The organism is Marinomonas maritima, assembly GCF_024435075.2.
In the GTDB taxonomy this organism is placed as follows: Bacteria; Pseudomonadota; Gammaproteobacteria; order Pseudomonadales; family Marinomonadaceae; genus Marinomonas; species Marinomonas maritima.
Genome location: NZ_JAMZEG020000002.1, coordinates 757,070 through 781,940 on the forward strand (window position 1 = coordinate 757,070; position 24,871 = coordinate 781,940).

The window sequence follows — 24,871 nt, forward strand, 5'->3', positions numbered from 1 at the left end:
TGTGTTTGTTTATAGTTTTCTCAAAACTAAACTGTGTCCCGTTCGTCTAGTGGTCTAGGACACCGCCCTTTCACGGCGGTAACAGGGGTTCAAACCCCCTACGGGACGCCATTATTTATGGTGCTTTATTTTATAAATAGAGATCGTAAATCGCTTGAATAGAGTAGAGCGGTTAGCAATGCGGGAATAGCTCAGTGGTAGAGCACAACCTTGCCAAGGTTGGGGTCGCGAGTTCGAGCCTCGTTTCCCGCTCCAACATCGATGTTAGTGATAATGCGATGTGTTTGTTTATAGTTTTCTCAAAACTAAACTGTGTCCCGTTCGTCTAGTGGTCTAGGACACCGCCCTTTCACGGCGGTAACAGGGGTTCAAACCCCCTACGGGACGCCATTATTTATGGTGCTTTATTTTATAAATAGAGATCGTAAATCGCTTGAATAGAGTAGAGCGGTTAGTAATGCGGGAATAGCTCAGTGGTAGAGCACAACCTTGCCAAGGTTGGGGTCGCGAGTTCGAGCCTCGTTTCCCGCTCCAACATCGATGTTAGCGATAATGCGATGTGTTTGTTTATAGTTTTCTCAAAACTAAACTGTGTCCCGTTCGTCTAGTGGTCTAGGACACCGCCCTTTCACGGCGGTAACAGGGGTTCAAACCCCCTACGGGACGCCATTATTTATGGTGCTTTATTTTATAAATAGAGATCGTAAATCGCTTGAATAGAGTAGAGCGGTTAGCAATGCGGGAATAGCTCAGTGGTAGAGCACAACCTTGCCAAGGTTGGGGTCGCGAGTTCGAGCCTCGTTTCCCGCTCCAACATCGATGTTAGTGATAATGCGATGTGTTTGTTTATAGTTTTCTCAAAACTAAACTGTGTCCCGTTCGTCTAGTGGTCTAGGACACCGCCCTTTCACGGCGGTAACAGGGGTTCAAACCCCCTACGGGACGCCACTTTATAATGAGTGGTCAGAAAATAGATAATTAATGTAATAAAATGTTGTGTCCCGTTCGTCTAGTGGCCTAGGACACCGCCCTTTCACGGCGGTAACAGGGGTTCAAACCCCCTACGGGACGCCATCTTTTTTTTGCGCTATCATAGCTAACCTTATTTTGAGTTTTTAGCCATGACTTGGTTCGTTAACTACAGATTAGAAGAATCTGTTTCCGTTGCCGATCGTGGTTTGGCTTACGGCGATGGTGTATTTGAAACCATCCGTGCGTTTCCTCAGTATTTCCTACAAATTGATGATCATCTTTCTCGTTTATATCGAGGGCTATATAAGCTCGGTATGCCTTTTTCATCCGATCAAAAAAAAGTCTTATCAGATTTCTTAGATAAAAATGTTCAGTCTTTGATTCGTAATGAGTCGGTTGTAAAAATTATCGTTACCCGTGGAGTAGGTGGAAGAGGCTATTTAGCGCCTGAACACTGCATTCATTCCATCATTATCGGTATTTTACCGGCTCCAGCTTATCAAGATCACCGCACCAAAGGCGTCTCACTCTCAATTTCTCCTGTTCCTATCAGTAGCAATCGCTTTTTATCTGGCATTAAACACTTAAACCGGTTGGAAAATGTCATGGCCAAACAGTTTTTAAAGGCAGCTGATTTTGAAGCCATCATGTTAAATGACCGTCAAGAATTGGTGGAGTGTATTCAAAGTAATCTTTTTTGGGTTGTGAAAGGTATTTTCTATACGCCTTCCCTTCAGCTGTCTGGAGTACAGGGTACTTATCGAAAGGGCATTATAGAAAACCAAGAGAGCTATACTGTTCAGATTGGGCATTATTCACTGCCTGACCTGATGGCAGCAGATGAGGTTTTTATTACTAATAGCTTGATGGGGGTCGTACCTGTCATTCATATTGCTGGAACATCTTTTCCGATTGGCATTCATACTCGGAAATTACAAATTACAAATTTCAATGCAAGCTAAGGATGTGCATGGCGCTTATTAAGTGGTTTTATCGTGTTATTTTTCTGTTTATCACCTTGTCGGCTATATTGGCAGGCTACCTTTATTACTCTATTACGGCTCCGGTGGTATTAACGTCCGTTGAAACGTTTGAAGTTCGTTCAGGGGATAGTTCTCATAGTTTAGGTGATGAGCTGAGCAAAAAAGGGTTGATCGCTTATCCTTTTCTTACTCGCGTTGTTTCAAAGCTGAATCCTGAATGGGTTCCTAAGGTTGGAAAGTACGCAATCAAGCCTGAAATGAACTTATTGGACATTATGGCGCTGTTTGATTCTGGGCAATCCATTTTTTATTCTATTACTTTGCTGGAAGGGAAAACGACTCAAGACTTCTTGTTAGCGATGAAAGTTCGGGGCAACATCACTATGACGCTGCTGGATTCTTCGAATGAAGAAATAGTTAAAAAGTTAGGGCTTGAGGTAGCGCATCCAGAAGGGCAGTTTTTTGCGAATACCTATCGCTATCATGAGGGTGATACGGACGCTAGTATCTTGAAGCATGCGCATGAATTAATGACTCAAACCTTGACAGATTTATGGGAACATAAAGTGCCAGATTTACCTTATAAATCGGCGTATGACGCCTTAATTATGGCGTCTATTATTGAAAAAGAAACCGGCGTGCCGGATGAACGACCTTTGATTGCTCAGGTGTTCATTAGTCGACTAAAAAAAGGCATGCGACTGCAGACTGATCCGACGGTAATTTACGGTCTAGGGAGCTCGTTTAAAGGCAATTTGACCCGCAAAGGCTTACAAGATATGTCGCCCTACAATACTTACCGATTCCATGGTTTGCCACCAACACCCATTGCGAATGTGGGGCGAGAGGCTATCGAAGCGGCTTTGAACCCTGAGCAAACCAAAGCCTTATATTTTGTTGCTAAAGGCGATGGGACGCATGCTTTTTCTAACACTCTAATAGAGCACAATCAGGCCGTAAGAAAATATCAGTTTAAGCGTCGAGAAGATTATCGATCAACTCCAGAAAATACGAAATAGAGGGATTTATGTATGAGAGGTAAATTTATTTCGCTTGAAGGTGGAGAAGGTAGTGGTAAGTCAACGGCGATTCACTTTATTCGCCAGTGGCTGGAGTCTCATAATATCTCTTACATACTGACTCGAGAACCTGGTGGCACGCCCCTGGCGGAAGAGATTCGTCAGCTGATATTAACGCCTAGAGAAGAGCCGGTGAATAATGTCACCGAGTTGTTGCTTGTATTTGCTGCCAGAGCTCAGCATTTGGCAGAAAAGATACAGCCCGCATTAGATAAAGGCACATGGGTGATCAGTGATCGATTTTTGGATTCGAGTTATGTGTATCAAGGCAAAGCCCGCGGTGGTGATACTAAGGTTTTAGATCAATTGGCCAGTTGGGTCGTTGGTAACAACAAGCCAGATGCTACGTTGGTTTTAGATGTTCCTGTTGAATTAGGGCAAGAGCGCGTAGTACAGCGTCAACATCAAGACCGTTTGGATAAAGAGTCAGTGCTCTTTCATCAGAAAGTGCGTGATGGTTTTCTTGAACGCGCAAGCGCAGACCCACAGAGAGTCAAGGTGATTGATGCGAGCCTATCTTTAGATGCTGTGCAAAAACAAATTGAAGATCAGTTGGTGCAGTTGAGTGAAACTTGGTCTGGTGATGCGTAAATGACAAAAATTGCTCATTGGTTGATTCCTTGTTTGCGACAAGTTCAAGTTTTGAAACAAACGAATAGTCTCTCTCATGCTTTGTTAGTGACGGGAGCGGATGGTGTAGGGCAAGAGCAACTTGCTCGTGAAATTGTCAAAGACTTGATGTGCGAAGGTGGTCAGGCTGCAGCTTGTGGACAGTGCCATTCATGTGAGTTGATGCGAGCCGATACACATCCAGATTTCCGTGTTTTAGATGGTGAGGCGTCGACTATTAAAGTCGATCAAGTGCGTTTATTAGTAAGGCAAATAAATCAAAAACCGCAAATAGGTCAAAATAAAGTTGTCTTAATTACGCACGCTCAAGCGATGAACATCAACGCAGCAAACGCCGTATTAAAAGCATTAGAAGAGCCCGCGCCGCGTACTTATTTTGTGCTTACCAGTTCGCAATCCACCAGTCTTTTGCCAACCATAAGAAGCCGATGCCTTTTGGTCAGCGTACCTACCCCGACTGTTGATGACGTAAAACAGTGGTTGCTGCAGTTTCCAGATCACCAAGAGTTAAGCTCTCTGTTTTGGTTAACTATACAACCTTTTCGTTTATTGTCGATTCAGCAACAAGGTAAAGCTAAACTATACGCTGGCTTGCCTGAGCAGCTGAATGCCATGTTGCAAGGCACGACAGCAGTTAGTGATGTATTAAAAGGGTTGGACAGTAATAATATTGGAGATTATTGCAACGGACTGGCGGCTATTCTGCATCAGTGTATTTGTCATTCAACAGGCGCCCCATTAGATGGCGCCTTACATGCGATATATTCAACCTTGATAACAAGGTTGAATATTCAATCGCTCATGTTGCGTTATCAAGCGCTACAAAAACTGAAGGCAGACCTTAAAAAAACAAACTTAAACCCCATAATACAACTCACACACGAATTGAATCAGTGGTAAACCAACTATGTTAATTGATACCCATTGCCATCTCGACATGCTGGATCTGGCACCTTATAACGATGATATGAACTTGGCCATTGATGCGGCGTATCAAAAAGGTGTCAGGCAGTTACTGAGTATCTCTGTTGATCTGAATAAAATGGATACAATATTAGGGTTCACTAAACGCAATGGTGTTTATGCTAGTTGTGGCGTTCACCCGTTGCAGAGTGAAGGCTTAATTCAGGACGAACTTTTGCTGCGACAATACGCTGCGAACCCTAAAGTGATTGCGATCGGTGAAACAGGATTGGATTATTTTTATGAGACATCAGCGTTGGCCCATGAAGCCCAAAAGACCAGTTTCATTCATCACCTTAAAGCGGCTGGGTCGCTTGGTTTGCCTGTCATTGTTCACACCCGAAATGCAAAAGAAGACACATTGTCACTGATCAAGCAGTATGGTAATCGAGATACCGCTGGTGTTTTGCATTGTTTTACTGAAGATTATGAAATGGCCAAATCGGCATTGGATGAAAACTATTTGATTTCCATTTCTGGAATTGTAACGTTTAAAACCGCAGCGGATCTTAAGGAAACAGTTCGTAAACTTCCTTTGGAGTCTTTGATTGTCGAAACAGATTCGCCATATCTTGCTCCTGTGCCTTATCGAGGTAAGAAGAATGAGCCTAAATACGTATCGGAAATCGCTCAGTATGTAGCAGATTTAAAAGGTATTCGTTATGAGGCTTTGTTAGAAGCAACTGCCGCGAATTTTCATCGTGTGTTTTCAAAAGTAAACCCACAACATCAGCTTCAGCTTGGTACAGAATAGTTGAGCAATACGGTTCGCTTAGTCGTTTTTTGGAACATCAATACTGTTTTGATACTCAATAATCACGATGATATTTCTACTCCAATATAGGCGAAGTGAAACCGGAGTGTTAGTCTCAACGTATTGTATTTATTTAACATATTTGAAAGGAGAGTTTTCTTCTTTCACAAACCAACTTTCTAAGTGGTTTGTTAGACAAAAGGAAATCCATTGATGTCCAGCATGGTTACCTCTCTACCGTACCAAGCGCTTGCTGCCAAAGTGCCTGATGATCACCTAGCTTTTAAGACGTTAAACGACATTGAGCCACTTAGTGGGATTTTAGGTCAAGAACGCGCGGTTGAAGCAATTCAATTTGGCGTGGCCATGCAACGTCCAGGCTACAATATTTTTGCTATGGGCGATTCGGGAACAGGTCGTTCCTCTTACGTCTTGAGTTATCTCAAAAGCGAAGCTAAACGTCGCTCAGCACCCAATGAATGGGCTTACATTAATAACTTTACGGAAAGTCATCGACCTAAAGCACTCGAATTTGCACCAGGATTAGCGTCTGAATTCGAGAAAGAAATTCGTGTATTAATTGATGGTTTAATGGCTACTTTTCCTGCTGCCTTTGAAAACCCTTCTTACCAGCAGCAAAAGAGTGTAATTGATCGTGCTTTCAACGATCAATATGAAGCGGCTATTAACAAAGTTGAGCGTGTTTCAGGAAAAATTGGTGTGGCAATGTTTCGCGATGCTTCTTCTGTTAGTTTTGCTCCGATGAAAGAGGGTAAAGCATTAGAAGAAAATGAGTTTGCTGCATTAACGGATGACGAGCGTGATGTTTTCCAAGAAGGTGTTTCGACACTAGAAGGCTTATTGAACGAAGAGTTATTAGGATTGCCGCAATGGAAGCGAGCGACGTACGATCAAATTCGACAGTTGAACTTGGACACGGTGAAAGAAGCGTTAGACCCTTTGATGTCTGGCTTGTTTGAGAAGTACAAAGATGATGCGAATATTGTTGCTCATCTTAGCGCCTTAAGAGAGGATCTTGATAAAACTATTATAGATCAAATGGCCGATGATAAAGCGTCTGAGAACCGAGATGAAATTGGTCGTCGACAATTTTATGAAGAGTTATATTTGCCCAATATCGCGATAACGCATGAAACGGATGGTGGGCAGCCCGTAGTTTATGAGCCTCATCCAACATATCGAAACCTATTTGGTCAAGTCGAGCACAGTAGTGATCAAGGTATGCTCGTGACTAGCTATCGTTTGATTCGCTCTGGTAGTTTGCATGCCGCAAACGGCGGTTATTTGATATTGGATGCAGAGAAGCTGCTAACAGATCATTATTTGTGGGAAGCGCTTAAGCGTGCTTTGAAAAGCAAGACAATCAAAATTGAACATCCTTACGCCGACATGGGGTTGATGAACACCATGACGCTGTCGCCACAAGATTTGCCGTTGCAGGTAAAAGTGGTATTGATTGGTGCGCGTGACATTTATTATTTATTGCAAGACGCTGATCCTGATTTTCAGGAAATGTTTCGAGTCTTAGTGGATTTTGATGACACATTAAAGCGCTCAAAAGAGTCTGAATTGTCTTTTGCTCGCCTTATGAAAGACCGTGTAGATAAAGAAGAATATGCGAATGTAACGCGCGACGGCGTGGCGGCTCTTATTGAATACAGCAGTCGTTTGGCTGAGCATCAGCGCGAAATGGCGGCGAAAATTGGTGATGTTTTTGAATTGTTAGGCGAAGCGGACTTTGTTCGTGAAATGGCCAAAGACACCGAAATCACAGCAGATCATATAACGCGCGCTTTAAAAGCCAAAAGACATCGTACCGGTCGTGTCAGTGAGAAAATCATTGAAGAGATCATCGATGGCACGGTTTTATTAGAAAGTGAAGGCTATGCCGTGGGTAAAATTAACGGCCTAACAGTTATGCAAATTGGTGATAGTAGCTTTGGTGCACCAGCTCGAATTTCTACGACTGTGTATCCCGGCGGCAAAGGGATTATAGACATTGAACGAGAGTCCAACCTAGGTCAAAACATCCATTCTAAAGGTGTGCTGATTTTATCTGGTTATCTTGGCAATAAATACGCTCAGCGCTTTCCACTTGATATCTCGGCTTCCATTGCGATGGAGCAAAGTTATGGCTATATCGATGGTGACAGTGCTTCCACTGCTGAACTTTGTTGTTTACTGTCAGCGTTGATTCAAGTACCAATCCGCCAAGATCTTGCCATTACGGGTTCTTTAAACCAGTACGGTGAGGTTCAGGCAATTGGTGGGGTGAATGAAAAAATAGAAGGTTTCTTCAATGTTTGTAATGCACGTGGCCTGACGGGTACGCAGGGTGCCATTATTCCTAAATCTAATGCCATTAACCTGATGTTGAATGACGATATTGTCGAAGCCGTTAAAGCGGGTAAATTCCACATTTATGCCATTTCTACGGCGGATGAAGCGTTGCATTTATTAACGGGTATGGAGCCAGGTATTCCCGATGAAGAAGGCGAGTACCCGGAAGGCACGGTATCTGCGAGAGTCATTGAGCGCCTAGAAGAAATCTCTAAGCTCGGTGAAGAGGAAGATGACGAAGAAGAAGACGATGAGGCCGAAGACACTGAGTCTGAAGGGACAAAGAAGGCGGACAAAAGCAAAAAATAAGCGTTAATGGTAACTAGTGTTTGCCATTGGTTCTTTTTATTATCTGCGTTTTGCATTGAGAATTTACCAAAGAATAAACAGTGTAATAGAGGTTGTCAGCTTTGACATAAACATAGCTGGCGACCTCTTTTCGTTTACTTGGCAAATGTGTTTTTAGAATTAAAGCACTTTTGAATGTTTTACCACTCATTAAGTCTTGTGCAGCTTTATTCGCTTCTAGTTTTGCATCAAAATCACTGCACTCTGCAAAAGCCCGGCAACTTAACGTTAAACAAAACGTGATGAAAAAATTGTATTTAAAATTTAAAATACTAAACTCCAGTGTGACTTCCGATCAGTTTGTTTGTATTTTATCAAAGATAAATTAAGTGTTCTTTAGTATCTGCTAAGCGAAATAATTCAACAAGGTTAGAGACATGCAAAAGCTTACAATTTATAAGGTGTATTTTTTAGAGAGCATGTTATTTTAAACATCATTGTTTAAAATGATCAACTAAGCCAATGTAAATGTACTTTGGATTTAAAGGGTGTTTTTATGAATAAAGGTCTTCTTGTTGCTACGATTCTCTCGATTTCTTGTTCGTCTTTTGCCTTTGCGGAAGGTGCTTGTGATGAAACTGCGTTGCGCGGTTATATGACGAATATTAAAGATGAAATGCGTTTACTGTCATCAGATGTAAAGTCAGGAGATAGCGATGCGGCGGTACAGAGAGTGGACACGTTAATTTCCTTTTTCGAGAAAGCGCGTAATGAAACCCCTTATAAATTCAGTGCCAATAATTTACAAGGTAGCCCGCTCAAAGAGCAAAAAGCTGAATACACAAAAGTCGTTGACGATACGATTGTGATATTGAAAAAGCTGGAAAATGCATTGCAATCTGGAGACACACCTCAAGTGAAAATGCTGTTTGGTGAAATAGGTGGCCAAAGAAAGCTGGGACATGGTTCTTTTAAAGCAAATTGCTAGTACTCTTGGATGACCTAGCTTGAATTCACTGCTACAATGCGCGCGATAAAGAGAGGATATTATGGCTCGTGCTAAAAAATCGCGTAGTATGCGTGGAAAACTTGGAAAAACTGGTTCGAAAGAGCAGATGAAAGAGCAGAATAAAGCTCGAAAAGCCTCATCTACTCGTCGTTTTGCAACAAAGAAATCCAAGGAACGCAAAGAACAAGCGCACAAAAAACTTGATAGATTAGGGTTACTTCCAGAAAAAGAGGCGGCTCCTGCTGCTGGGCGCCCGCGCCGTTTTGTTTTCGTTAAGCCTGTAGATGAAGCTGCAGAACAAGCGAAGGCTGACGCAATGGCAAAGTCCAATGACATCGATACCGACAGCGAAGATTTATCGCTTGATGAATTGTTGTCTGCCTTTACTGAAGAAAAGTAAGCGCAGAAATGTATAATAAAAAAAGGCTGCTTATGCAGCCTTTTTTTATGCTTGAAAAACGCAGTACAATTAAAAAATAATATTGACGACCGTTCCGTTATATAAGGTGATGAATGTGAAAGCTTCTGTTCCAATGTCGAGTGTTCGCTATCTTTTAAAAGCCGTTGAAGAGCAAGGTCTAGACCGTCAAGCGGTGTTAGACAGTTTAGAAATAACACAAGATGAAATAGAGAAGAGCGATTCATTCCCTGCTTATCGATACGGAATGTTGTATCAAAAAATCATGTGGCTAATGCAAGATGAATCGTTTGGTATGTTGAGCGGCGGTAAAGTGCCAAATGGTACTTTTAGAATGATGTGTCTTTGTATTATTCATGCAAAAAGTCTTGCACATGCCCTATACCGTTGCAGTGATTTCTATGAAATCTGCCGAGGCCCAACAATCAAGCCGGTACTGATCAAAAAAGGTCGATTTGCCATGGTAACTTTTGCGGCTTTGAATTCGTCGGAAGAAGCTATAGATGCTTTAGTCGTCCCTGAGTCAAAAGAGCAGTTAAGAACAACACTTTCAATGTGGCATCACTTTATTTGTTGGTTGATTGGGCGTCGTTTAAATCTTAAGGCTGCGTACTTTACAAGTGAGCGCCCTGATGACGTTGAATATTATAAAACCCTATTTCAATCAGAAGTGAAATTTGATCAGCACGCGAATGCTTTGGTATTTCCTGCCAGTTATCTAGACATGCCTATTGTGCAAACGGAAGACAGTTTAAGGGGCTTCTTAAAGACGGCCCCTTATCAATTGTTGGTGATGGTTGAAAATGATAACAGCCTTAAGTCTCAAGTGATGGCGATGCTAGGGAAAGATTTCTCGCGTGAGATGCCAAGTGCGGAAGAGGTGGCGAGTGCGCTTAATATGAGCGTTTCTACATTGCGACGTCGCTTAAATGATGAAAAAACCTCTTATCAGAATATTAAAGACGAATGCCGAAAAGAAGCTGCAATTACGTACATGAACGTACCTCAGTTAAGTATCAATGATATAGCGGCGTTAATGGGATTTGATGAGCCGAGCGCTTTTTTCCGTTCTTTTAAAAAATGGACGGGAATGACACCGGGAGAGTATCGAAAAAGTGAGGAATATCTTAAATTCGGCAAGGCGATGAAACGCCCATGATATTTGATTCTGAGTTATATTTTCTTAAGCGCTGATTGTTTTTGTTAGAAATATAGGTCTGAATTGTTATTGTGAGATTCGTTGCCTTTTTACATGCTATAGGGATACATCCGCTCGGATAACTAACCGGAGAATAAAAAATGAGCGAATACCAGTACCCAATCAATGATATTTTATTTAGTTTGCTTTGTGTTGCTCATATAGAACGCTTAACGCCGTACCTTGAAGATGAGGTAGATAGTGATCTCTTAGATGCTATTCTTGGTGAAGCAGGTAAATTGTCAGAGCAAGTTATTGCGCCTATCAATGCCAGCGGCGATAAAGACGGTTCACGCGTCGAGCAAGGCGAAGTGATCGAGGCTAAAGGCTTTAAAGAAGCTTTTAAAGCCTATTCACAAGGTGGCTGGATTGGTCTTTCAGGCGATCCTAAATACGGTGGTCAAGGCTTGCCTTCTTATATAGCTACTGCAGTAAACGAAGGCGTTCAAGCCGCTAACTTATCTTTTTCCCTTTGTCCTTTGTTAAGTTTGGGCGCAATTGAAGCCATTAGCTTGCACGCTAGCGATGAGCTAAAAAATCGTTATTTGCCAAAAATGTTAGCGGGGGAGTGGGCTGGGACGATGAATTTAACCGAGTCCGCTGCCGGTTCTGATCTTGCTGCTATTAGTTGTAAAGCAACGCCAGATGGTGACGTTTTTCGTATCAAAGGCCAAAAAATATTTATTACTTGGGGCGATCATCAAATGAGTGACAATATCATTCATTTGGTGTTGGCACGTCTACCCGGAGCGCCTGAGGGGGTGAAGGGTATCTCTTTATTCATCGTTCCGAAATTCCTATTGAATGAGCAAGGTGAGCTTAGTGAGCGTAATGATGTTCAGGTTGTTTCTGTTGAACATAAGATGGGAATTCACGCGTCTCCGACGTGTGTGATGAGTTTTGGCGATAAAGAAGGCGCTGTTGGTTACCTTGTTGGTCGAGAAAATGAAGGCATAAAAGCCATGTTCACCATGATGAACAATGCTAGGCAAGGTGTTGGCTTACAAGGTTTGGCCATTTCTGAGCGTGCTTATCAGCAAGCGCTAGACTACGCAAAAGAGCGCAAACAAGGCATGAATGCCTCACGCACAGAACGAGCAGCCATCATTGAGCATCCTGATGTATTGCGTATGCTTATGACGATGAAATCACAAATTGATGCGATGCGTTCGCTCGTTTATGTGGCCGCTGTTGAGAATGATTTGTCTCATCTGTCTACTGGAGAGCAACAAAAGCAATCTATTGCAAGAACGGCTTTGTATACACCGATTGTGAAAGGTTGGATCACTGAGCAAGCTCAAGAAATAACGTCTTTAGCCATCCAGGTGCATGGCGGAATGGGATTCATCGAAGAAACTGGAGTCGCCCAGCATGCTCGAGACGCTCGTATCCTTCCCATTTATGAAGGCACAAATGGAATTCAGGCAATTGACTTAATTGGCCGTAAATTGCACTCGGACAAAGGTGAGGCCATGATGTCTTTATTGGCTGAGATTGAAAGCGAATTAGTTCAATGGCAAGAATCGACTTTCTCTACTCAGGTAGAAAAAGTACGAGTTGTTCTTATTCAAGCTCAAAAAGCAACGCAATACTGCCTCTTAGCAATGGAGAAAAATCCAGTTTTAGGCACAGGGTTAGCCTATTCATATATGATGCTGATGGGGTATTTGATCGGTGCTTGGTTACAGCTTAGAGCCCTAGATGCTTGTCATAGCGGTCAAGGTCAGCTTGATGAAACTCAGAAACGCTCATGGGAGCATTCAGTGGCTTTTTATTGTGATCACCTTTTGTCTAGATCGTCGTCACACTTCATCTCTATTGAGCATGGTCAGTCATCGGTTGAAGGGTTGGACGCAAATAGTTTTATACGCTAAAAGATAGTGTAAATTATTCATATAAAAACAATAATGCCAGTTATTGGAGGCAGTATGACAGACAGAGAAGTAATGGAATTTGATGTTGTGGTTGTTGGTGGTGGCCCAGCAGGGTTATCGGCAGCTTGTCGCATTATGCAAAGAGCCCAAGCAGAAGAGAAAGAGATTAGTGTTTGTTTGGTTGAGAAAGGTTCTGAAATCGGTGCTCATATTCTTTCTGGTGCTGTTATTGACCAAAAGGCTCTCGCAGAACTATTTCCTGATTGGCAAGAAAAGGCAGCACCATTAAATACTCAGGTGAATAGTGATGAATTACTTTGGTTAAGTTCTGAAAAAGACTCAAGATTATTAAACCATTGGATGGTACCGAAAACCTTGCACAATGATGGTAACTACATCATTAGTCTTGGCAATCTTAGCCGCTGGCTTGCAGAACAAGCAGAATCATTAGGTGTGGAAGTTTTTCCTGGCTTTTCGGCGGCTCACCTTTCTTACGACACGGATGGTAATGTGGAAGGCATTATTACAGGTGATATGGGGATTGCTGCGAATGGAGCTGAAAAAGACGGTTTTATGCCGGGTATGCTATTAAAAGCAAAATATACGATTTTCGCTGAAGGTTGCAGAGGTCATCTCGGTAAAGAGTTGATGGCCCACTTTGAGCTTGATAAAGGCAAGGCTCCTCAGCATTATGGTTTGGGTATTAAAGAATTGTGGGATGTGCCTGAGTCTCAAAGTAAGCCAGGTACTGTTATTCATACGGCGGGTTGGCCATTAGGTAATGAAGCTGGCGGCGGCGGTTTTTTATACCACTTAGAAAATAACCAAGTGGCTGTCGGATTAATCGTCGATTTAAACTACAAAAATCCGTATTTAAGCCCGTATGATGAATTTCAAAAATACAAACACCATCCGGTGATTGCAGCGCATTTAAAAGACGCAAAACGTGTTTCTTATGGCGCCCGAGCGATTGCGAAAGGCGGTTGGGCATCATTACCTAAAATGAGCTTTCCAGGCGGTTTGGTTATTGGTTGTGATGCTGGCACACTTAACCCTGCAAAAATCAAAGGGACGCATACGGCAATGAAAAGCGGTATGTTGGCGGCGGATACTATTTTTGATGCATTGCAGACAGAAAATCCACCGACAGAGTTGCATCAATTTAATGATGCGCTGCGTGACTCTTGGTTAGGGAAAGAATTGCAGCAGGCTCGCAATTTCGTGCCTGTAATGCATAAGCTTGGTACTTTCTGGGGTGGAGCTTACAACTGGTTGGATCAGAATATTTTCTCTGGAGGCTTGCCATTCACGTTCAATGATATGGTGCCAGATTACGCCAGTTTAGAATTAGCGGAAAAGCATGTTGCACCAGTGTACAAAAAACCGGATGGATTGCTGAGTTTTGATAAGTTATCTTCCGTATTCTTGTCTAACACGAATCATGAAGAAGACCAGCCGTGTCATTTACAATTGAAAGATCCAAACATTCCAGTGCAAAGTAATTTGATGAAGTTTGCTGAGCCTGCTCAGCGCTATTGCCCTGCCGGTGTTTACGAAATTGTAGAATCGAATAATGAATCCATTTTCCAAATAAACGCACAAAATTGTATTCACTGTAAAACGTGCGATATTAAGGACCCTGCGCAGAACATAACCTGGGTAACACCAGAGGGATCTGGCGGACCGAATTACCCAAATATGTAATACAAGTTATAGATCATATGCAAACGGATCATGTATCTGTGCTCCGTTTGTTCTCATTCGCTACTGGATTTCACCCTGCGCCTGATGAATAATAGTACCCTACAAAAAGGGGAATACTATGCGCTTATGGGTTGATGCCGACGCCTGTCCTAATGTTATTAAAACCATTCTTTTTCGTGCCGCCGAACGTGTTGAAATTCAATGTATTCTAGTGGCCAACCAAGCCATCGCTATTCCGCCTTCAAAATGGATTGAACGCCGTGTGGTGAGTTCTGGCTTTGATGTTGCAGATGATTACATTGTCGATAACATTGATATTCATGATTTGGTTATTACTGCAGACATTCCATTAGCGTCGGATGTGATCGACAAGGGCGCCTTGGCGATTAACCCTCGTGGCGAACTGTATACCAAAGAAAATATCAAACAAAGACTCGGTATGCGTGACTTTATGGAACAAATGCGTGCTTCTGGAATGCAAACAGATGGCCCAGCAAGCTTCAGTCAGCAAGATCGTATGGCGTTTGCGAATACGCTAGATAAGCTGTTAGCACAAAGAGTTCGGTGACGCTGTCCTTTCATTGAGTCATCTGGAAAGTGTTTTATGGATATTTTCCAGATTATTCAATATTTATAGGTGAGTTCATATGAAAAAAATCGTTATTGTTGGCGGTGGTGCAGGTGGCTTGGAATTAGTTACTAAGCTAGGCCATGCGTTTGGTAAAAAACGCCAAGCAGAGGTCGTGCTTATTGATCGGAGTCAGACACATATTTGGAAGCCTTTGCTGCATGAAGTGGCAACTGGGTCGATTGACATTAACAGTGATGGCTTAAATTACAGAGCGCATGCCGCCAAACATCATTATCAGTTTCAATTAGGCACGTTAATGGGTGTTGACCCAGAGAAGCGAACGCTGACACTGGATTCTCTGTCTGATGATATGGGTCACACAGTACTACCGGAACGTACCATTTCCTACGATATTTTGATCATGGCTGTGGGGAGTGTTAGTAACGATTTTGGAACGCCTGGTGTGTCTGACCATTGTTACTTTCTAGACTCTCATAAACAAGCCGAGCGTTTCCAGCAAGCCCTACTAAATCAATTCTTGCGGGTCCATCAAGAAGGAACTGACGCTAAGCTTAAATTGGCCATTGTGGGGGGCGGCGCAACGGGTGTAGAGCTGTCTGCAGAACTGTTCCATGTTGCCGATATGCTCAAGGCTTATGGGATGCCTGAAATGTCAGGTAAGCGCGTGAATGTCCAACTGATTGAAGCTGGAGCGCGAATATTACCGGCACTACCGGAGCGAGTAGCTGCATTAGCCACCAAAGAGTTAGTTCGACTTGGTGTTACCGTCAGTCAAGGAACTCGCGTGGTACGCGCTTATGATAGCGGTTTTGAGACGGCGGACGAAAAAAATATTGATGCGGATCTGATGATTTGGGCCGCTGGCGTAAAAGCTCCCGATTTTGTTGCAAAGATTGAAGGTTTTGAAACGACTCGAAATAACCAAATATTGGTAAAAGCAACATTGCAAACAACGGCGTTCGAAAATATTTATGTGATTGGTGACTGTTGTGCCTGCAAGCAAGCCGACGGTTCGTTTGTTCCTCCAAGAGCACAGTCTGCACATCAAATGGCGTCTTTAGTTTTTGCTAACATCAAAGCGTCGTTCTTAAGTGAGCCTCAGAAAGAATACGTCTATAAGGATTATGGTTCTTTGGTGAACTTGAGTCGTTACAGTACGGTAGGTAATTTGATGGGTAATTTAATGGGTGGATCGATGTTTATTGAAGGGCGCATTGCTCGCTTTGTTTACGTATCTTTGTATCGATTACACCTTATAGCCATACATGGTTGGGTGAAGGCAACGGTGATTATGGCGGCTCAAAAAATTGGTAAGGTTGTTAAGCCAAAATTGAAACTGCATTAATATCCTTATACAAGACTGTAATAATAAAAACCGAGTCATTATGATCTCGGTTTTTTTTGTTTTAAATTTTACTTAGAAAAGCTTGACCTATGTGCTACCTATAGGTTTTACACTGATGTTATTGAAATCTCTTAAAGGAATTATTATGCGAGTGAGCGAGCTAGCCAAAAAAGCCAGTGTAACGGCCGAGACTGTCCGTCATTACACTCGATTAGGATTGATCGATGCTAAGCGAGATCCGAATAATGGTTATCAACTTTACGATAACGTGGGATTGCAGCGATTGCACTTTATTCGTCAAGCCAGTGAGTTAGGGTTTAGTCTAAAACAAATAGAAGAGATCTTTCAGCAGTCGGATAGTGGTGACTCACCTTGCCCTATGGTTAGAGATCTATTGCAAAAAAAAGTACCCGAAACCAAATTGAAAATAGCCCAGCTTCAAGCCCATTTAGTGAAAATGGAAGACGCGTTGGCCGTTTGGGAAAATATGCCAAATGGCGCCCCTGATGGTCATTCGATTTGTTGTTTGATAGAAGAATGGGAAAGCACTGAATAACGCTATAAGCAGAGATATAGAAGGAGGTAAAAATGAATCGTCCAGAAGAAGTCGGCATCGGCCCAGTGGTAGCGTTAGAGCTTAACGTAACTGGCATGTCATGCCAAGGTTGTGTATCAAAAGTACGCAAGATGATCCAAGAGAAAAGCCCAGAAGCCATTGTTGAAGGAATCCCTAAAGAGCACAAATTACGGGTGATATCAGGGCTTTCTTTGGCTTCTATAGAGGTCAGTGTTCAAGACGCAGGTTATCAGTTTTTGGGCATTCTAGATAGCAATGAGCAAGCTCATTCAAAAGAGAGTGCAAAACCCAAAGCAGACGCTGATAAAGTAGAGCCGGATGAGGCAGAAGCCAAAAAAATCACATCAGAACGTCCAGATAGCTCAGTAAACTATCAGCTTTCTATTTCTGGTATGACCTGTGCGAGTTGTGTGAATACAGTGCAAATGGCTTTGTCGAGTTCAGAAGGTGTTGTTTCAGCAGAAGTTAACTTTGCCAACCATACCGCTCAGGTTGTTACAAAAGGGTCTTTAGATGCTCTCATTAAAGCGGTCGATGATACGGGTTACCAAGCAAGCCTGATTCAAGACGCTGAAAAAAGTGAGGAAGAGCGAGGTCAAAGAGAACTGACTGAGTATCGTTACAAATGTAAGGCGTCAGCGCTTGGGTTAGGGCTGGGTATTCCATTGATGCTCTACGGCGTTTTGGGTGGAAATATGATGCTGAGCTCGCTCACTGATAGAATCGTTTGGCTTTTGGTTGGGCTTTTAACACTGTGGATCATGGTTCAAGCGGGTAAACATTATTTTCGTGGTGCTTGGAAAGCGTTTTCGACTCATCAAGCAAACATGGACATGCTTATCGCGTTAGGAACGGGGAGCGCTTGGTTTTATTCTATGCTTGTTGTATTGATGCCAGACTGGTTTCCGCAGAATACGAATCACTTATATTTTGAAGCGTCCGTCATGATCATCGGTTTGATCAATCTTGGTCAGGCTTTAGAATTGCGTGCTCGCCGTAAGACAAGTAAAGCCCTGCATCGCCTTTTGGACCTTCGACCTAAAATGGCCACTCGAGTAGAAGGCGAGAGCGAGTCACGCATCAATGTCTCAGACATTAAAGTAGGGGACATTCTTCGAGTTCGCTCTGGTGATAAAATCCCTGTTGATGGTGAGGTATTAGAAGGCTCTTCAACGGTGAATGAATCTATGTTGACTGGTGAGGCAGCGCCTATCGAAAAGATCACCGGCAGTTTGTTGTCGGCAGGTACGGTAAATGGTCAAGGCAGCTTGTTATTTAACGCGACGCGTATCGGTGCAGATACCTTGCTTGCACAAATCATAACGATGGTGGGTAAAGCACAGAACTCAAAACCGCCCATTAGTGTGCTGGCCGACAAAGTGTCCGCTATTTTTGTTCCTAGCGTGATTATCATTGCTATTTTGACGGCATTGGCTTGGTTCAATCTAGGCAATGAATCGGTCTTTTCTTATATGCTGGTAACAACCATATCTGTACTGATTATTGCTTGTCCTTGTGCTCTGGGATTGGCGACGCCCATATCAACCATGATAGGTGTTGGTAAGGCGGCAGAATACGGAGGTCTTATTCGTAATGGAGACGCTTTGCAAAGAGCCAGCGAGTTGACCGTTGTTGTATTGGATAAAACCGGTACGATAACCGAAGGTAAGCCTAAAGTGGTTGAGCAGTGGTTAGCCGATTCTTCTCAGAAAATACTTGTGGCACAGGTTGTTTCCGCCCTAGAAGCGCGAGCGAACCATCCGTTAGCGGATGCACTTCTTCAATATTGTCAAAAACATTTAGATGGAAATGATAAAACGATACTTGATGAGTTTGAGTCTCTTGTTGGATTGGGGGTGAAAGGGAACGTTCAGGGGAAAATATTTTATCTTGGTAATGAGCGCCTAATGCAAGAGAAAGGGATTCATTTGGACATAACGAAAGATGAAAGCCAATACAGTGATGCCACACGGGCATACCTTGCTGACGAGGCATCTTTAATGGCCATATATTATATTGAAGACCCCATCAAAAAAGGCGTGAAAGCAGCGATTTCGAGCTTTAAGAAGCAAGGTTTGAAAATTGTTATGCTGACTGGAGATAATCCAGAGACAGCAGCGAGTGTGGCTAAGAACGTTGGGATTGAGGATTATCATGCTCAGCTCATGCCGGATGATAAATTGAACTGGGTAAAGCGGCTTCAAGAGGAAAATGAAGTGGTGGGGATGATTGGTGATGGTATTAATGATGCGCCCGCTTTGGCTCAGGCTGATGTCGGGTTTGCTATGGGGGCGGGGACCGATGTTGCCATGGAAAGTGCGGATATCACCTTGATACACAATGACCTTAAAGGTGTCGCGGATGTAATTCAAATTAGCAAAGCCACACTCAGAAATATTAAGCAAAATTTATGGGGAGCTTTTGCGTACAATACCTTAGGTATCCCAATTGCCGCTGGTATTTTGTTTCCTTTTACCGGTTGGCTTTTGAGTCCAGTTATCGCTGGCGCAGCGATGTCATTGTCCTCAGTTACTGTTGTCACCAATGCTAACCGGCTAAGGTTATTCCGCGTGACACGATCAGATATACAAAAGACGGAGGAAGTATAATGAGCGAGCTCATTAATTTGTTAGGTTTTTTACTTATTGTGTGTGTTGTCTATTGGTTTTGGTGGCCGGGGAAACGCAGGAAAAATAATAAAAAATCGAGTTGAACGTTTTACAATATTGTTTTGAGAAAGTAATTGTTGTGTAAGTGTTGTAGTATACGAGCGCTAAAAATAAGCCAAGAGGGAGCTCTTGGCTTATTTTATTGCAGTGTTAAACAAACCAAACATCAGCCATTATTTTAACAAACTTCGGAGCGATTATGCTTGCTTATCAATGGGGTATTTTTGCCATTGCTCTTGGTACTTTCGGATTAGGCACCACAGAGTTCATGCCTATGGGCTTATTACCCGTCATTGCGGACGGCGTTAATGCCTCTATACCTGCGGCAGGGCTGTTGATTAGCGCTTATGCGATCGGTGTCATGATTGGCGCACCAGTGATTACCCTGTATTTAACCCGCTACAGCCACAAAACATCCTTGCTTGCGTTAATGATTATTTTTGTCGTGGGCAATGTGTTGTCTGCACTTTCTATTAATTACGAAACCTTTTTAATATCGCGTGTTATCACCAGTCTTTCACATGGTGCCTTCTTTGGTATTGGTGCGGTGGTTGCGATGAACCTTGCGCCGTATCACAAAAAAGGCTCTGCGGTTGCGTCCATCTTTCTTGGGCTAACGATTGCCAATATCGTAGGCGTTCCTATCACTACCTGGTTAGGACAAACGTTCGATTGGCGCATTTCTTTTGCGGTTACAGCCGTGTTAGGTGTTATCGCGATTGTTGGTATTAGCCGTAGTTTGCCGACGATGCCTTTGCCTAAAAGACCAAATGTCAAAAATGAGCTTAAAGCGATAATGCAACCTGCTGCATTAAGAGCATTTGCAACAACGGTAATGTGCGCTGGTTCTATGTTTACGCTTTATACCTATATTGCGCCAATCATGCAGACTTTAGCACAAGCATCGGATAATGCGATTGCGATTATGCTGGCGTTAACAGGGATAGGTTTTACGCTAGGAAATTACATTAGTGGCAAGGTGACCGATAAATCGCCTGATTTAGCGTTATTTGTATTTCTTGGCTTGCAAGTACTGGTGTTGGTTATGTTTCGCTTTACTTCAACGTCAGTGGTTGGCGCTGGCATCACTATATTACTGTGGGGTATGGTTATTTTTGGCAGTGGACCGCCATTGCAAATGCAAGTAATGAAAATCGCTAGTCAAGCGCCTGGATTGGCATCCTCTATTAATATCGGTGCGTTTAACCTAGGGAATGCATTAGGTGCAGCATTAGGTGGATTAGTCATCAGCATTGGTTTTGGTTTTGACTGGATTCCAACCGCAGCGGCGTTGTTGTCTTTTATCGGCTTAGTAATGGTCTGGTTGAATCGACGAGCTACGATAAAGGGACTGAAAGAAAGGGTCGCGTAACAAAGTCCATATATATACGGTAAGAAAACGAACCGTCATCCTTTGGATTTTGTTCATTCTCATTAAACAGAGATTTGTTAGATCCACTAAAAATGGTACGAGTTGAATAATTCTAAGTTATTGATTTTTAATAGTTACACTTGATCGCTACACCTGCAACTAAGGTGGATTAAAAGAAAGTGAATTTATATTTAGCAGGTCAGTCTTTGATTAAATACCGCCTGAATGAAGTCCATAAAGGCTTTTACCTTGGGAATGTTGAGTCTGTGCTTGGGGTAAAGGGCATAGACATCGACAGTAGGGATCCCCCAGTCCGGTAGTATCTGCACCAATGCTCCATTTTCCAGCTCTTGCTGACACATATAATTCGGGATGACTCCCGCACCTAAACCTTCTACGACCATTTCTTTTAGGATTACATAATCATCCACAATCATTTTAGGTGCCAGATTTAATACGTGCTGCCTTTTTTTCGATTCTAATAATAAACGTCCGCAATATTGAGCACTGCTCATCATTAGAAAATCACATTTACCCAGTTGCTCGAGTGATTCTATGTGGCCATGCTGGGCTAAATAATTCGGGCTTACATAAATATTACGAGTAATGGTGCCTAACCGTTTGGCTATTAAGCGTGAATCTTCCAACTTGCCAATACGAATGACTAGATCAAATCCTTCTTCAATTAAATCAACGCGGCGATTTAACAGGTCAAATTGCAGAGTAACATTCGGATATAGAAACATAAACTGCCCAAGTACGGGTTTAAGAATTTCATGGCCCAGCCCTACGGATGAGCTTACACGCAGATGGCCATCAACCTTATTCAATATTTTTCCAATGCAAGCTTCGGCTAAATCAACCTCCTGATGAATGCGCCGACAGTGAGCTAAATAATGTTTACCGGCCTCAGTAATGTGCTGAGAACGAGTAGTACGTTCAAGCAGAGTTACCCCTAATCGCTGCTCTAGATGGGAAATTTTACGGCTCAAATTTGCTTTAGGAATATTTAAACGATCTGCCGCTAAGGTAAAGCTGCCAGCATCAATAACGGCAACAAACAGCATCATCTCATTTAAGTCTATTGAACCAGCCATAAAGTGAACCTCTATTGTTGTTGTAAATGGAATTATCATTTTAAATTAAGGCTATTTATTAAACAACACTTATTCCATAAGATAGCCTCATCAACTAAGAAAACAAATGCTTCAACGGAGTTAGTCATGCAAATATTATCAAGAGATTCATTATTATTAGGGGGGGTTTCCGGTATTAAAGAACACCGTCTAGTAACTGACAGCCGTATTTTCGGCCGTCATAAGGAGCCGCAAACGTGGGAAGGATTGGGTTGCATGGTTTATCTCGCGGATGCTCAATATCAGCCTAAGGGAGAATCCGGCATGCACCCTCATAGTGAGATTGATGTTATCTCTGTGATTGTTAAAGGGCGAGTCTGCCATGAAGGTTCGCTGGAGCATGGTAAGGATCTGGCCGCGGGAGATGTGCAGGTACAACGGGCAGGTGGGGAAGGTTTTGAACATAACGAAATTAATCCTGACAACTGTAAAAACAGAATGCTGCAGGTATGGGTATTGCCAGAGGTAAAAGGGCAGCGCGCAGCTTATAAGTTTTACAGACCTAAGCTGGATGGAATGACCAGAATTTATGGTGGGGACGAATCCCAATCAGAAACCTTTTCAAGCCCTACTGTTATTGACATTGTTCATTTGCAGACGAGTGAACGCATGACGTTAACTGGTAAACAACTAAGCTATGTGATTACCGGGAAAGGCACATTTACTGAGCCGCATGTCAATGGTGAAAAGTGTATGCATCTTGCTGAAGAAGGCGACCTTGTCCACAGTCAAAATACAACGATAATTGCCAAACAAAATTTACATATGCTTGTAGTTAGTCAACAAACGTGAATCTTTCTGGCCATATTGGTGATTTAAGTAAGGAGTACATCATGAATAATTGTCCGCAGAGTAATCAGAAAATTAGTGAACATGTTATGACACTGATTACATTTTTGACCTTAGTGCCCTTGGTCTATTTTATTCCTGACTTTCTCAAGCCGTTTCTACCCTACAATAAGTGGATCAATGTAATCGCATCTGTTGGGACCATTGTGCCTATTGTTTCTTATGTAGTGATGCCGATAGCTAATTTGATTTTATTACGTAACAAAAAATCTGATTAATACAATCTCATTTATGCCGTGAGTTTTAAGGAACATGCGATCAAGTCGAGCTGCGCGCCTTACATTCTGAAAAGCCCAATGGTAGTCAGTTTAGTTAGATAAAATGATCTAATTGAGAGATATTTATGAGCAAAGTACGTTACCCAGAACAATTCAAAAACTGGAACGACCTGGCAACTCGAATGAATAGAAGAGGCGATCTACATTAACAATTAATACTATGAGATAAATAACAGGCACAGCCAAACCGGATCGGTGATCCTATAAATTCCAATGCTCATAATTATCCTAAGTTATCTGTATCAGATTGTGTGAATTTTCCTTCTGTTACTGGTAATTCTGTACCAAATTATGTGAGACGTTTTCACTAAATATGAATAATTTGTATCCACATTTAGTGGAATCGACAAATCGACAATAACGTACCAAAACAGTAATACTATCAACGTAATACACAACCACTTACTATTTCCGATAATAACATTTATCGGAAATAGTAAGTGGAAATAGACTCCTTGAAAAAACCTGTAATATTGTATTTCTCTTATTGCTCCTTCAGCCAAACCAGCAACTCTGTTAACGAGCTGATTTGATGTGTTGGTGTTATTTCTGCCGGATGCTGTTTGCTATGACGGTTTAACCAACAAGTATCAAAACCAAAATTATTGCCACCTAGAATATCTGATTCAAGTGTATCACCGACCATGAGTACGTGTTTTTTATCTGGGCTGCCCATTTTATCTAATGCGTCTTCGAATATTTTTGGATGCGGTTTGGCAACACCAACGAGTTCTGAAATAACGACGGGTGAAAAATATGGTAAAAAACCGGTTCTTTCTAGGCGTATATGCTGAAGCTGTGCAAATCCATTGGTAATGATACCCATGTTCACTTTGCTTTCATGCAGGTACGTTACTAGCTCTAAAGCGCCAGGTAATGTTTTACAAATGTCCGCCATAGCGTCTAAAAACTGTTTATTAAGTTCTTTTGTGCTAATCGCTAATGTATCACTCCAGCGTTGAAATCGACGTGTTTGCAGCTGTTCTGCACTGATGTTGCCATTCTGGTATTCAACCCAAAGTGGCTTATTTAGTGATTGGTATTCATCATACTCTGTCTGCTCAAACGCTACGCCATGTTGAGCGAACATGTGTTTTAAACCTGCGAAATTATCGAAATGAAAAAGCGTTTCGTCAGCGTCAAATAAGATCCATTGGTACTTCATTTTTTCTACTTTTATATACAAAGTTTATTGGTCTGAATAATGCTCTGGATGCAATGATGGTGCTAATGCAAGCACTAAGGCTTGGGTGTAAATGCTTTCTCTGGTCGCTGCGTGGTTGGTAAATAGACCAATTGCTCCGCCTTTTTGCCGAATATTAGATGTATTAAATATATCATCCATAACCACACCAAGCTCTTCATTGGCTTGTAGCCGCTTATAGACCTTGCTGGGTAGTGGCAAATTCGCAGAACGCCCCGTCATTAATACGCCCTTGTTGCTTAAAATCGCCACATAAGCGAAGGTCGCTGCGCCCTCTTCAAATTTATCGACACCACCTTCCATTGCAACAAAATAATCAATGTCCGAGTCGCTTTGTTGTTCATTATAATACCGAGCACAGTAATGTGTTCTATTTTGGGCACCAAGTCGTGTTTCTGCTTCTGTCATCGGTTGGTCTGCTACGCCAGATGGTGCATGTATTTCTTCACAATGCACGATGTGATTAGGATACATGAGTGTAAAAGCTTGTTTTGCAGCGCCGACTTTAACCGGATTATTTGATCCAACACAGATACGGATGACGGTAGAACCTGTTTTAACAACCATATAGTCACCTTCTTGTAGGTGTTAAATAATGACAAAAAAGCCGCTATTT

General features: G+C 42.4%; 21 protein-coding genes and 8 tRNA genes. 26 read left to right on the plus strand and 3 right to left on the minus strand.

The features are described from left to right. Positions 1-35: 35 nt before the first annotated feature. The 24 genes from M3I01_RS09530 to M3I01_RS09645 all read left to right on the plus strand — a co-directional run bounded on the left by M3I01_RS09530 (position 36) and on the right by M3I01_RS09645 (position 20,788). Positions 36-111: transfer RNA gene (locus tag M3I01_RS09530), tRNA-Glu, on the plus strand. A 69-nt stretch (positions 112-180) separates the two neighbouring features. After that, positions 181-255 (plus strand) — tRNA-Gly (locus M3I01_RS09535). A 59-nt stretch (positions 256-314) separates the two neighbouring features. Continuing rightward, positions 315-390: transfer RNA gene (locus M3I01_RS09540), tRNA-Glu, on the plus strand. Between the two features lie 69 nt (positions 391-459). Beyond that, a tRNA-Gly gene (locus M3I01_RS09545) sits at positions 460-534 on the plus strand. 59 nt (positions 535-593) lie between these two features. Then, positions 594-669, plus strand: a tRNA-Glu gene (locus tag M3I01_RS09550). Between the two features lie 69 nt (positions 670-738). Next, positions 739-813: transfer RNA gene (locus M3I01_RS09555), tRNA-Gly, on the plus strand. A gap of 59 nt (positions 814-872) precedes the next feature. After that, positions 873-948 (plus strand) — tRNA-Glu (locus M3I01_RS09560). A 50-nt stretch (positions 949-998) separates the two neighbouring features. After that, positions 999-1,074: transfer RNA gene (locus tag M3I01_RS09565), tRNA-Glu, on the plus strand. 47 nt (positions 1,075-1,121) lie between these two features. Continuing rightward, positions 1,122-1,934 carry an aminodeoxychorismate lyase gene (pabC, locus tag M3I01_RS09570; RefSeq protein ID WP_255895609.1) on the plus strand — a complete coding sequence of 271 codons (813 nt, stop codon included), beginning with the start codon at positions 1,122-1,124 and terminating at the stop codon, positions 1,932-1,934. Positions 1,935-1,942: 8 nt separating this feature from the next. Beyond that, positions 1,943-2,974, plus strand: a complete 1,032-nt coding sequence (gene mltG / locus M3I01_RS09575; RefSeq protein ID WP_255895610.1) for an endolytic transglycosylase MltG — start codon at positions 1,943-1,945, stop codon at positions 2,972-2,974. A gap of 12 nt (positions 2,975-2,986) precedes the next feature. After that, on the plus strand, positions 2,987-3,625 hold the full coding sequence (tmk, locus tag M3I01_RS09580; protein WP_255895611.1) for a dTMP kinase: 639 nt from the start codon (positions 2,987-2,989) through the stop codon (positions 3,623-3,625). Next, a complete protein-coding gene (gene holB / locus M3I01_RS09585) occupies positions 3,626-4,564 on the plus strand; it encodes a DNA polymerase III subunit delta' (RefSeq protein WP_255895612.1) in 939 nt (312 codons plus the stop codon). A gap of 7 nt (positions 4,565-4,571) precedes the next feature. Continuing rightward, the gene (locus tag M3I01_RS09590; RefSeq protein ID WP_255895613.1) at positions 4,572-5,381 is read left to right on the plus strand and encodes a TatD family hydrolase; all 810 of its coding nucleotides are present in this window, start codon (positions 4,572-4,574) and stop codon (positions 5,379-5,381) included. A gap of 213 nt (positions 5,382-5,594) precedes the next feature. After that, positions 5,595-8,051 carry a Lon protease family protein gene (locus M3I01_RS09595; RefSeq protein ID WP_255895614.1) on the plus strand — a complete coding sequence of 819 codons (2,457 nt, stop codon included), beginning with the start codon at positions 5,595-5,597 and terminating at the stop codon, positions 8,049-8,051. A 535-nt stretch (positions 8,052-8,586) separates the two neighbouring features. Continuing rightward, the gene (locus M3I01_RS09600; RefSeq protein ID WP_255895615.1) at positions 8,587-9,018 is read left to right on the plus strand and encodes a cytochrome b562; all 432 of its coding nucleotides are present in this window, start codon (positions 8,587-8,589) and stop codon (positions 9,016-9,018) included. A 61-nt stretch (positions 9,019-9,079) separates the two neighbouring features. Beyond that, positions 9,080-9,439 carry a hypothetical protein gene (locus M3I01_RS09605; RefSeq protein ID WP_255895616.1) on the plus strand — a complete coding sequence of 120 codons (360 nt, stop codon included), beginning with the start codon at positions 9,080-9,082 and terminating at the stop codon, positions 9,437-9,439. Between the two features lie 109 nt (positions 9,440-9,548). After that, on the plus strand, positions 9,549-10,616 hold the full coding sequence (locus tag M3I01_RS09610) for an AraC family transcriptional regulator (RefSeq protein ID WP_255896129.1): 1,068 nt from the start codon (positions 9,549-9,551) through the stop codon (positions 10,614-10,616). Between the two features lie 140 nt (positions 10,617-10,756). Continuing rightward, positions 10,757-12,529 carry an acyl-CoA dehydrogenase gene (locus M3I01_RS09615; protein ID WP_275565052.1) on the plus strand — a complete coding sequence of 591 codons (1,773 nt, stop codon included), beginning with the start codon at positions 10,757-10,759 and terminating at the stop codon, positions 12,527-12,529. Positions 12,530-12,583: 54 nt separating this feature from the next. Then, on the plus strand, positions 12,584-14,233 hold the full coding sequence (locus tag M3I01_RS09620) for an electron transfer flavoprotein-ubiquinone oxidoreductase (RefSeq protein WP_255895619.1): 1,650 nt from the start codon (positions 12,584-12,586) through the stop codon (positions 14,231-14,233). A gap of 118 nt (positions 14,234-14,351) precedes the next feature. Continuing rightward, positions 14,352-14,801 (plus strand): YaiI/YqxD family protein, encoded by a 450-nt coding sequence (locus tag M3I01_RS09625; protein WP_255895620.1) that lies wholly within the window; start codon positions 14,352-14,354, stop codon positions 14,799-14,801. 79 nt (positions 14,802-14,880) lie between these two features. Continuing rightward, the gene (locus M3I01_RS09630; RefSeq protein ID WP_255895621.1) at positions 14,881-16,170 is read left to right on the plus strand and encodes an NAD(P)/FAD-dependent oxidoreductase; all 1,290 of its coding nucleotides are present in this window, start codon (positions 14,881-14,883) and stop codon (positions 16,168-16,170) included. Positions 16,171-16,315: 145 nt separating this feature from the next. Next, positions 16,316-16,726 carry a MerR family transcriptional regulator gene (locus M3I01_RS09635; RefSeq protein WP_255896131.1) on the plus strand — a complete coding sequence of 137 codons (411 nt, stop codon included), beginning with the start codon at positions 16,316-16,318 and terminating at the stop codon, positions 16,724-16,726. Positions 16,727-16,758: 32 nt separating this feature from the next. Continuing rightward, positions 16,759-19,356: a heavy metal translocating P-type ATPase gene (locus M3I01_RS09640; RefSeq protein WP_255895622.1), complete on the plus strand. Its 2,598-nt coding sequence runs from the start codon at positions 16,759-16,761 to the stop codon at positions 19,354-19,356. Between the two features lie 259 nt (positions 19,357-19,615). Continuing rightward, complete coding sequence (locus M3I01_RS09645; protein WP_255895624.1) at positions 19,616-20,788, plus strand: MFS transporter; 1,173 nt, start codon at positions 19,616-19,618, stop codon at positions 20,786-20,788. A gap of 191 nt (positions 20,789-20,979) precedes the next feature. Here the strand turns inward: M3I01_RS09645 and M3I01_RS09650 are convergent, their stop codons facing one another. Next, positions 20,980-21,885, minus strand: coding sequence for a LysR family transcriptional regulator (locus tag M3I01_RS09650; protein ID WP_255895626.1), 906 nt, complete (start codon positions 21,883-21,885; stop codon positions 20,980-20,982). Positions 21,886-22,011: 126 nt separating this feature from the next. Between M3I01_RS09650 and M3I01_RS09655 the strand changes: the two genes are divergently transcribed. Together M3I01_RS09655 and M3I01_RS09660 are read left to right on the plus strand one after the other, a co-directional pair. Beyond that, positions 22,012-22,716: a pirin family protein gene (locus tag M3I01_RS09655; protein ID WP_275565053.1), complete on the plus strand. Its 705-nt coding sequence runs from the start codon at positions 22,012-22,014 to the stop codon at positions 22,714-22,716. 41 nt (positions 22,717-22,757) lie between these two features. After that, the gene (locus tag M3I01_RS09660) at positions 22,758-22,991 is read left to right on the plus strand and encodes a hypothetical protein (RefSeq protein ID WP_255895635.1); all 234 of its coding nucleotides are present in this window, start codon (positions 22,758-22,760) and stop codon (positions 22,989-22,991) included. 544 nt (positions 22,992-23,535) lie between these two features. Here the strand turns inward: M3I01_RS09660 and yjjG are convergent. Both yjjG and yjjX read right to left on the minus strand, forming a co-directional pair. Further along, positions 23,536-24,216 (minus strand): pyrimidine 5'-nucleotidase, encoded by a 681-nt coding sequence (gene yjjG / locus M3I01_RS09665; protein WP_255895637.1) that lies wholly within the window; start codon positions 24,214-24,216, stop codon positions 23,536-23,538. Between the two features lie 24 nt (positions 24,217-24,240). After that, complete coding sequence (gene yjjX, locus M3I01_RS09670) at positions 24,241-24,822, minus strand: inosine/xanthosine triphosphatase (RefSeq protein WP_255895639.1); 582 nt, start codon at positions 24,820-24,822, stop codon at positions 24,241-24,243. Positions 24,823-24,871 lie beyond the last annotated feature (49 nt).

Excerpts from the sequence above, each read along its gene's own strand:
- pabC (WP_255895609.1), top strand. The coding sequence starts at position 1,122 with ATGACTTGGTTCGTTAACTACAGATTAGAAGAATCTGTTTCCGTTGCC.
- mltG (WP_255895610.1), top strand. The coding sequence starts at position 1,943 with ATGGCGCTTATTAAGTGGTTTTATCGTGTTATTTTTCTGTTTATCACC.
- tmk (WP_255895611.1), top strand. The coding sequence starts at position 2,987 with ATGAGAGGTAAATTTATTTCGCTTGAAGGTGGAGAAGGTAGTGGTAAG.
- holB (WP_255895612.1), top strand. The coding sequence starts at position 3,626 with ATGACAAAAATTGCTCATTGGTTGATTCCTTGTTTGCGACAAGTTCAA.
- M3I01_RS09590 (WP_255895613.1), top strand. The coding sequence starts at position 4,572 with ATGTTAATTGATACCCATTGCCATCTCGACATGCTGGATCTGGCACCT.
- M3I01_RS09595 (WP_255895614.1), top strand. The coding sequence starts at position 5,595 with ATGTCCAGCATGGTTACCTCTCTACCGTACCAAGCGCTTGCTGCCAAA.
- M3I01_RS09600 (WP_255895615.1), top strand. The coding sequence starts at position 8,587 with ATGAATAAAGGTCTTCTTGTTGCTACGATTCTCTCGATTTCTTGTTCG.
- M3I01_RS09605 (WP_255895616.1), top strand. The coding sequence starts at position 9,080 with ATGGCTCGTGCTAAAAAATCGCGTAGTATGCGTGGAAAACTTGGAAAA.
- M3I01_RS09610 (WP_255896129.1), top strand. The coding sequence starts at position 9,549 with ATGAATGTGAAAGCTTCTGTTCCAATGTCGAGTGTTCGCTATCTTTTA.
- M3I01_RS09615 (WP_275565052.1), top strand. The coding sequence starts at position 10,757 with ATGAGCGAATACCAGTACCCAATCAATGATATTTTATTTAGTTTGCTT.
- M3I01_RS09620 (WP_255895619.1), top strand. The coding sequence starts at position 12,584 with ATGACAGACAGAGAAGTAATGGAATTTGATGTTGTGGTTGTTGGTGGT.
- M3I01_RS09625 (WP_255895620.1), top strand. The coding sequence starts at position 14,352 with ATGCGCTTATGGGTTGATGCCGACGCCTGTCCTAATGTTATTAAAACC.
- M3I01_RS09630 (WP_255895621.1), top strand. The coding sequence starts at position 14,881 with ATGAAAAAAATCGTTATTGTTGGCGGTGGTGCAGGTGGCTTGGAATTA.
- M3I01_RS09635 (WP_255896131.1), top strand. The coding sequence starts at position 16,316 with ATGCGAGTGAGCGAGCTAGCCAAAAAAGCCAGTGTAACGGCCGAGACT.
- M3I01_RS09640 (WP_255895622.1), top strand. The coding sequence starts at position 16,759 with ATGAATCGTCCAGAAGAAGTCGGCATCGGCCCAGTGGTAGCGTTAGAG.
- M3I01_RS09645 (WP_255895624.1), top strand. The coding sequence starts at position 19,616 with ATGCTTGCTTATCAATGGGGTATTTTTGCCATTGCTCTTGGTACTTTC.
- M3I01_RS09650 (WP_255895626.1), bottom strand. The coding sequence starts at position 21,885 with ATGGCTGGTTCAATAGACTTAAATGAGATGATGCTGTTTGTTGCCGTT.
- M3I01_RS09655 (WP_275565053.1), top strand. The coding sequence starts at position 22,012 with ATGCAAATATTATCAAGAGATTCATTATTATTAGGGGGGGTTTCCGGT.
- M3I01_RS09660 (WP_255895635.1), top strand. The coding sequence starts at position 22,758 with ATGAATAATTGTCCGCAGAGTAATCAGAAAATTAGTGAACATGTTATG.
- yjjG (WP_255895637.1), bottom strand. The coding sequence starts at position 24,216 with ATGAAGTACCAATGGATCTTATTTGACGCTGACGAAACGCTTTTTCAT.
- yjjX (WP_255895639.1), bottom strand. The coding sequence starts at position 24,822 with ATGGTTGTTAAAACAGGTTCTACCGTCATCCGTATCTGTGTTGGATCA.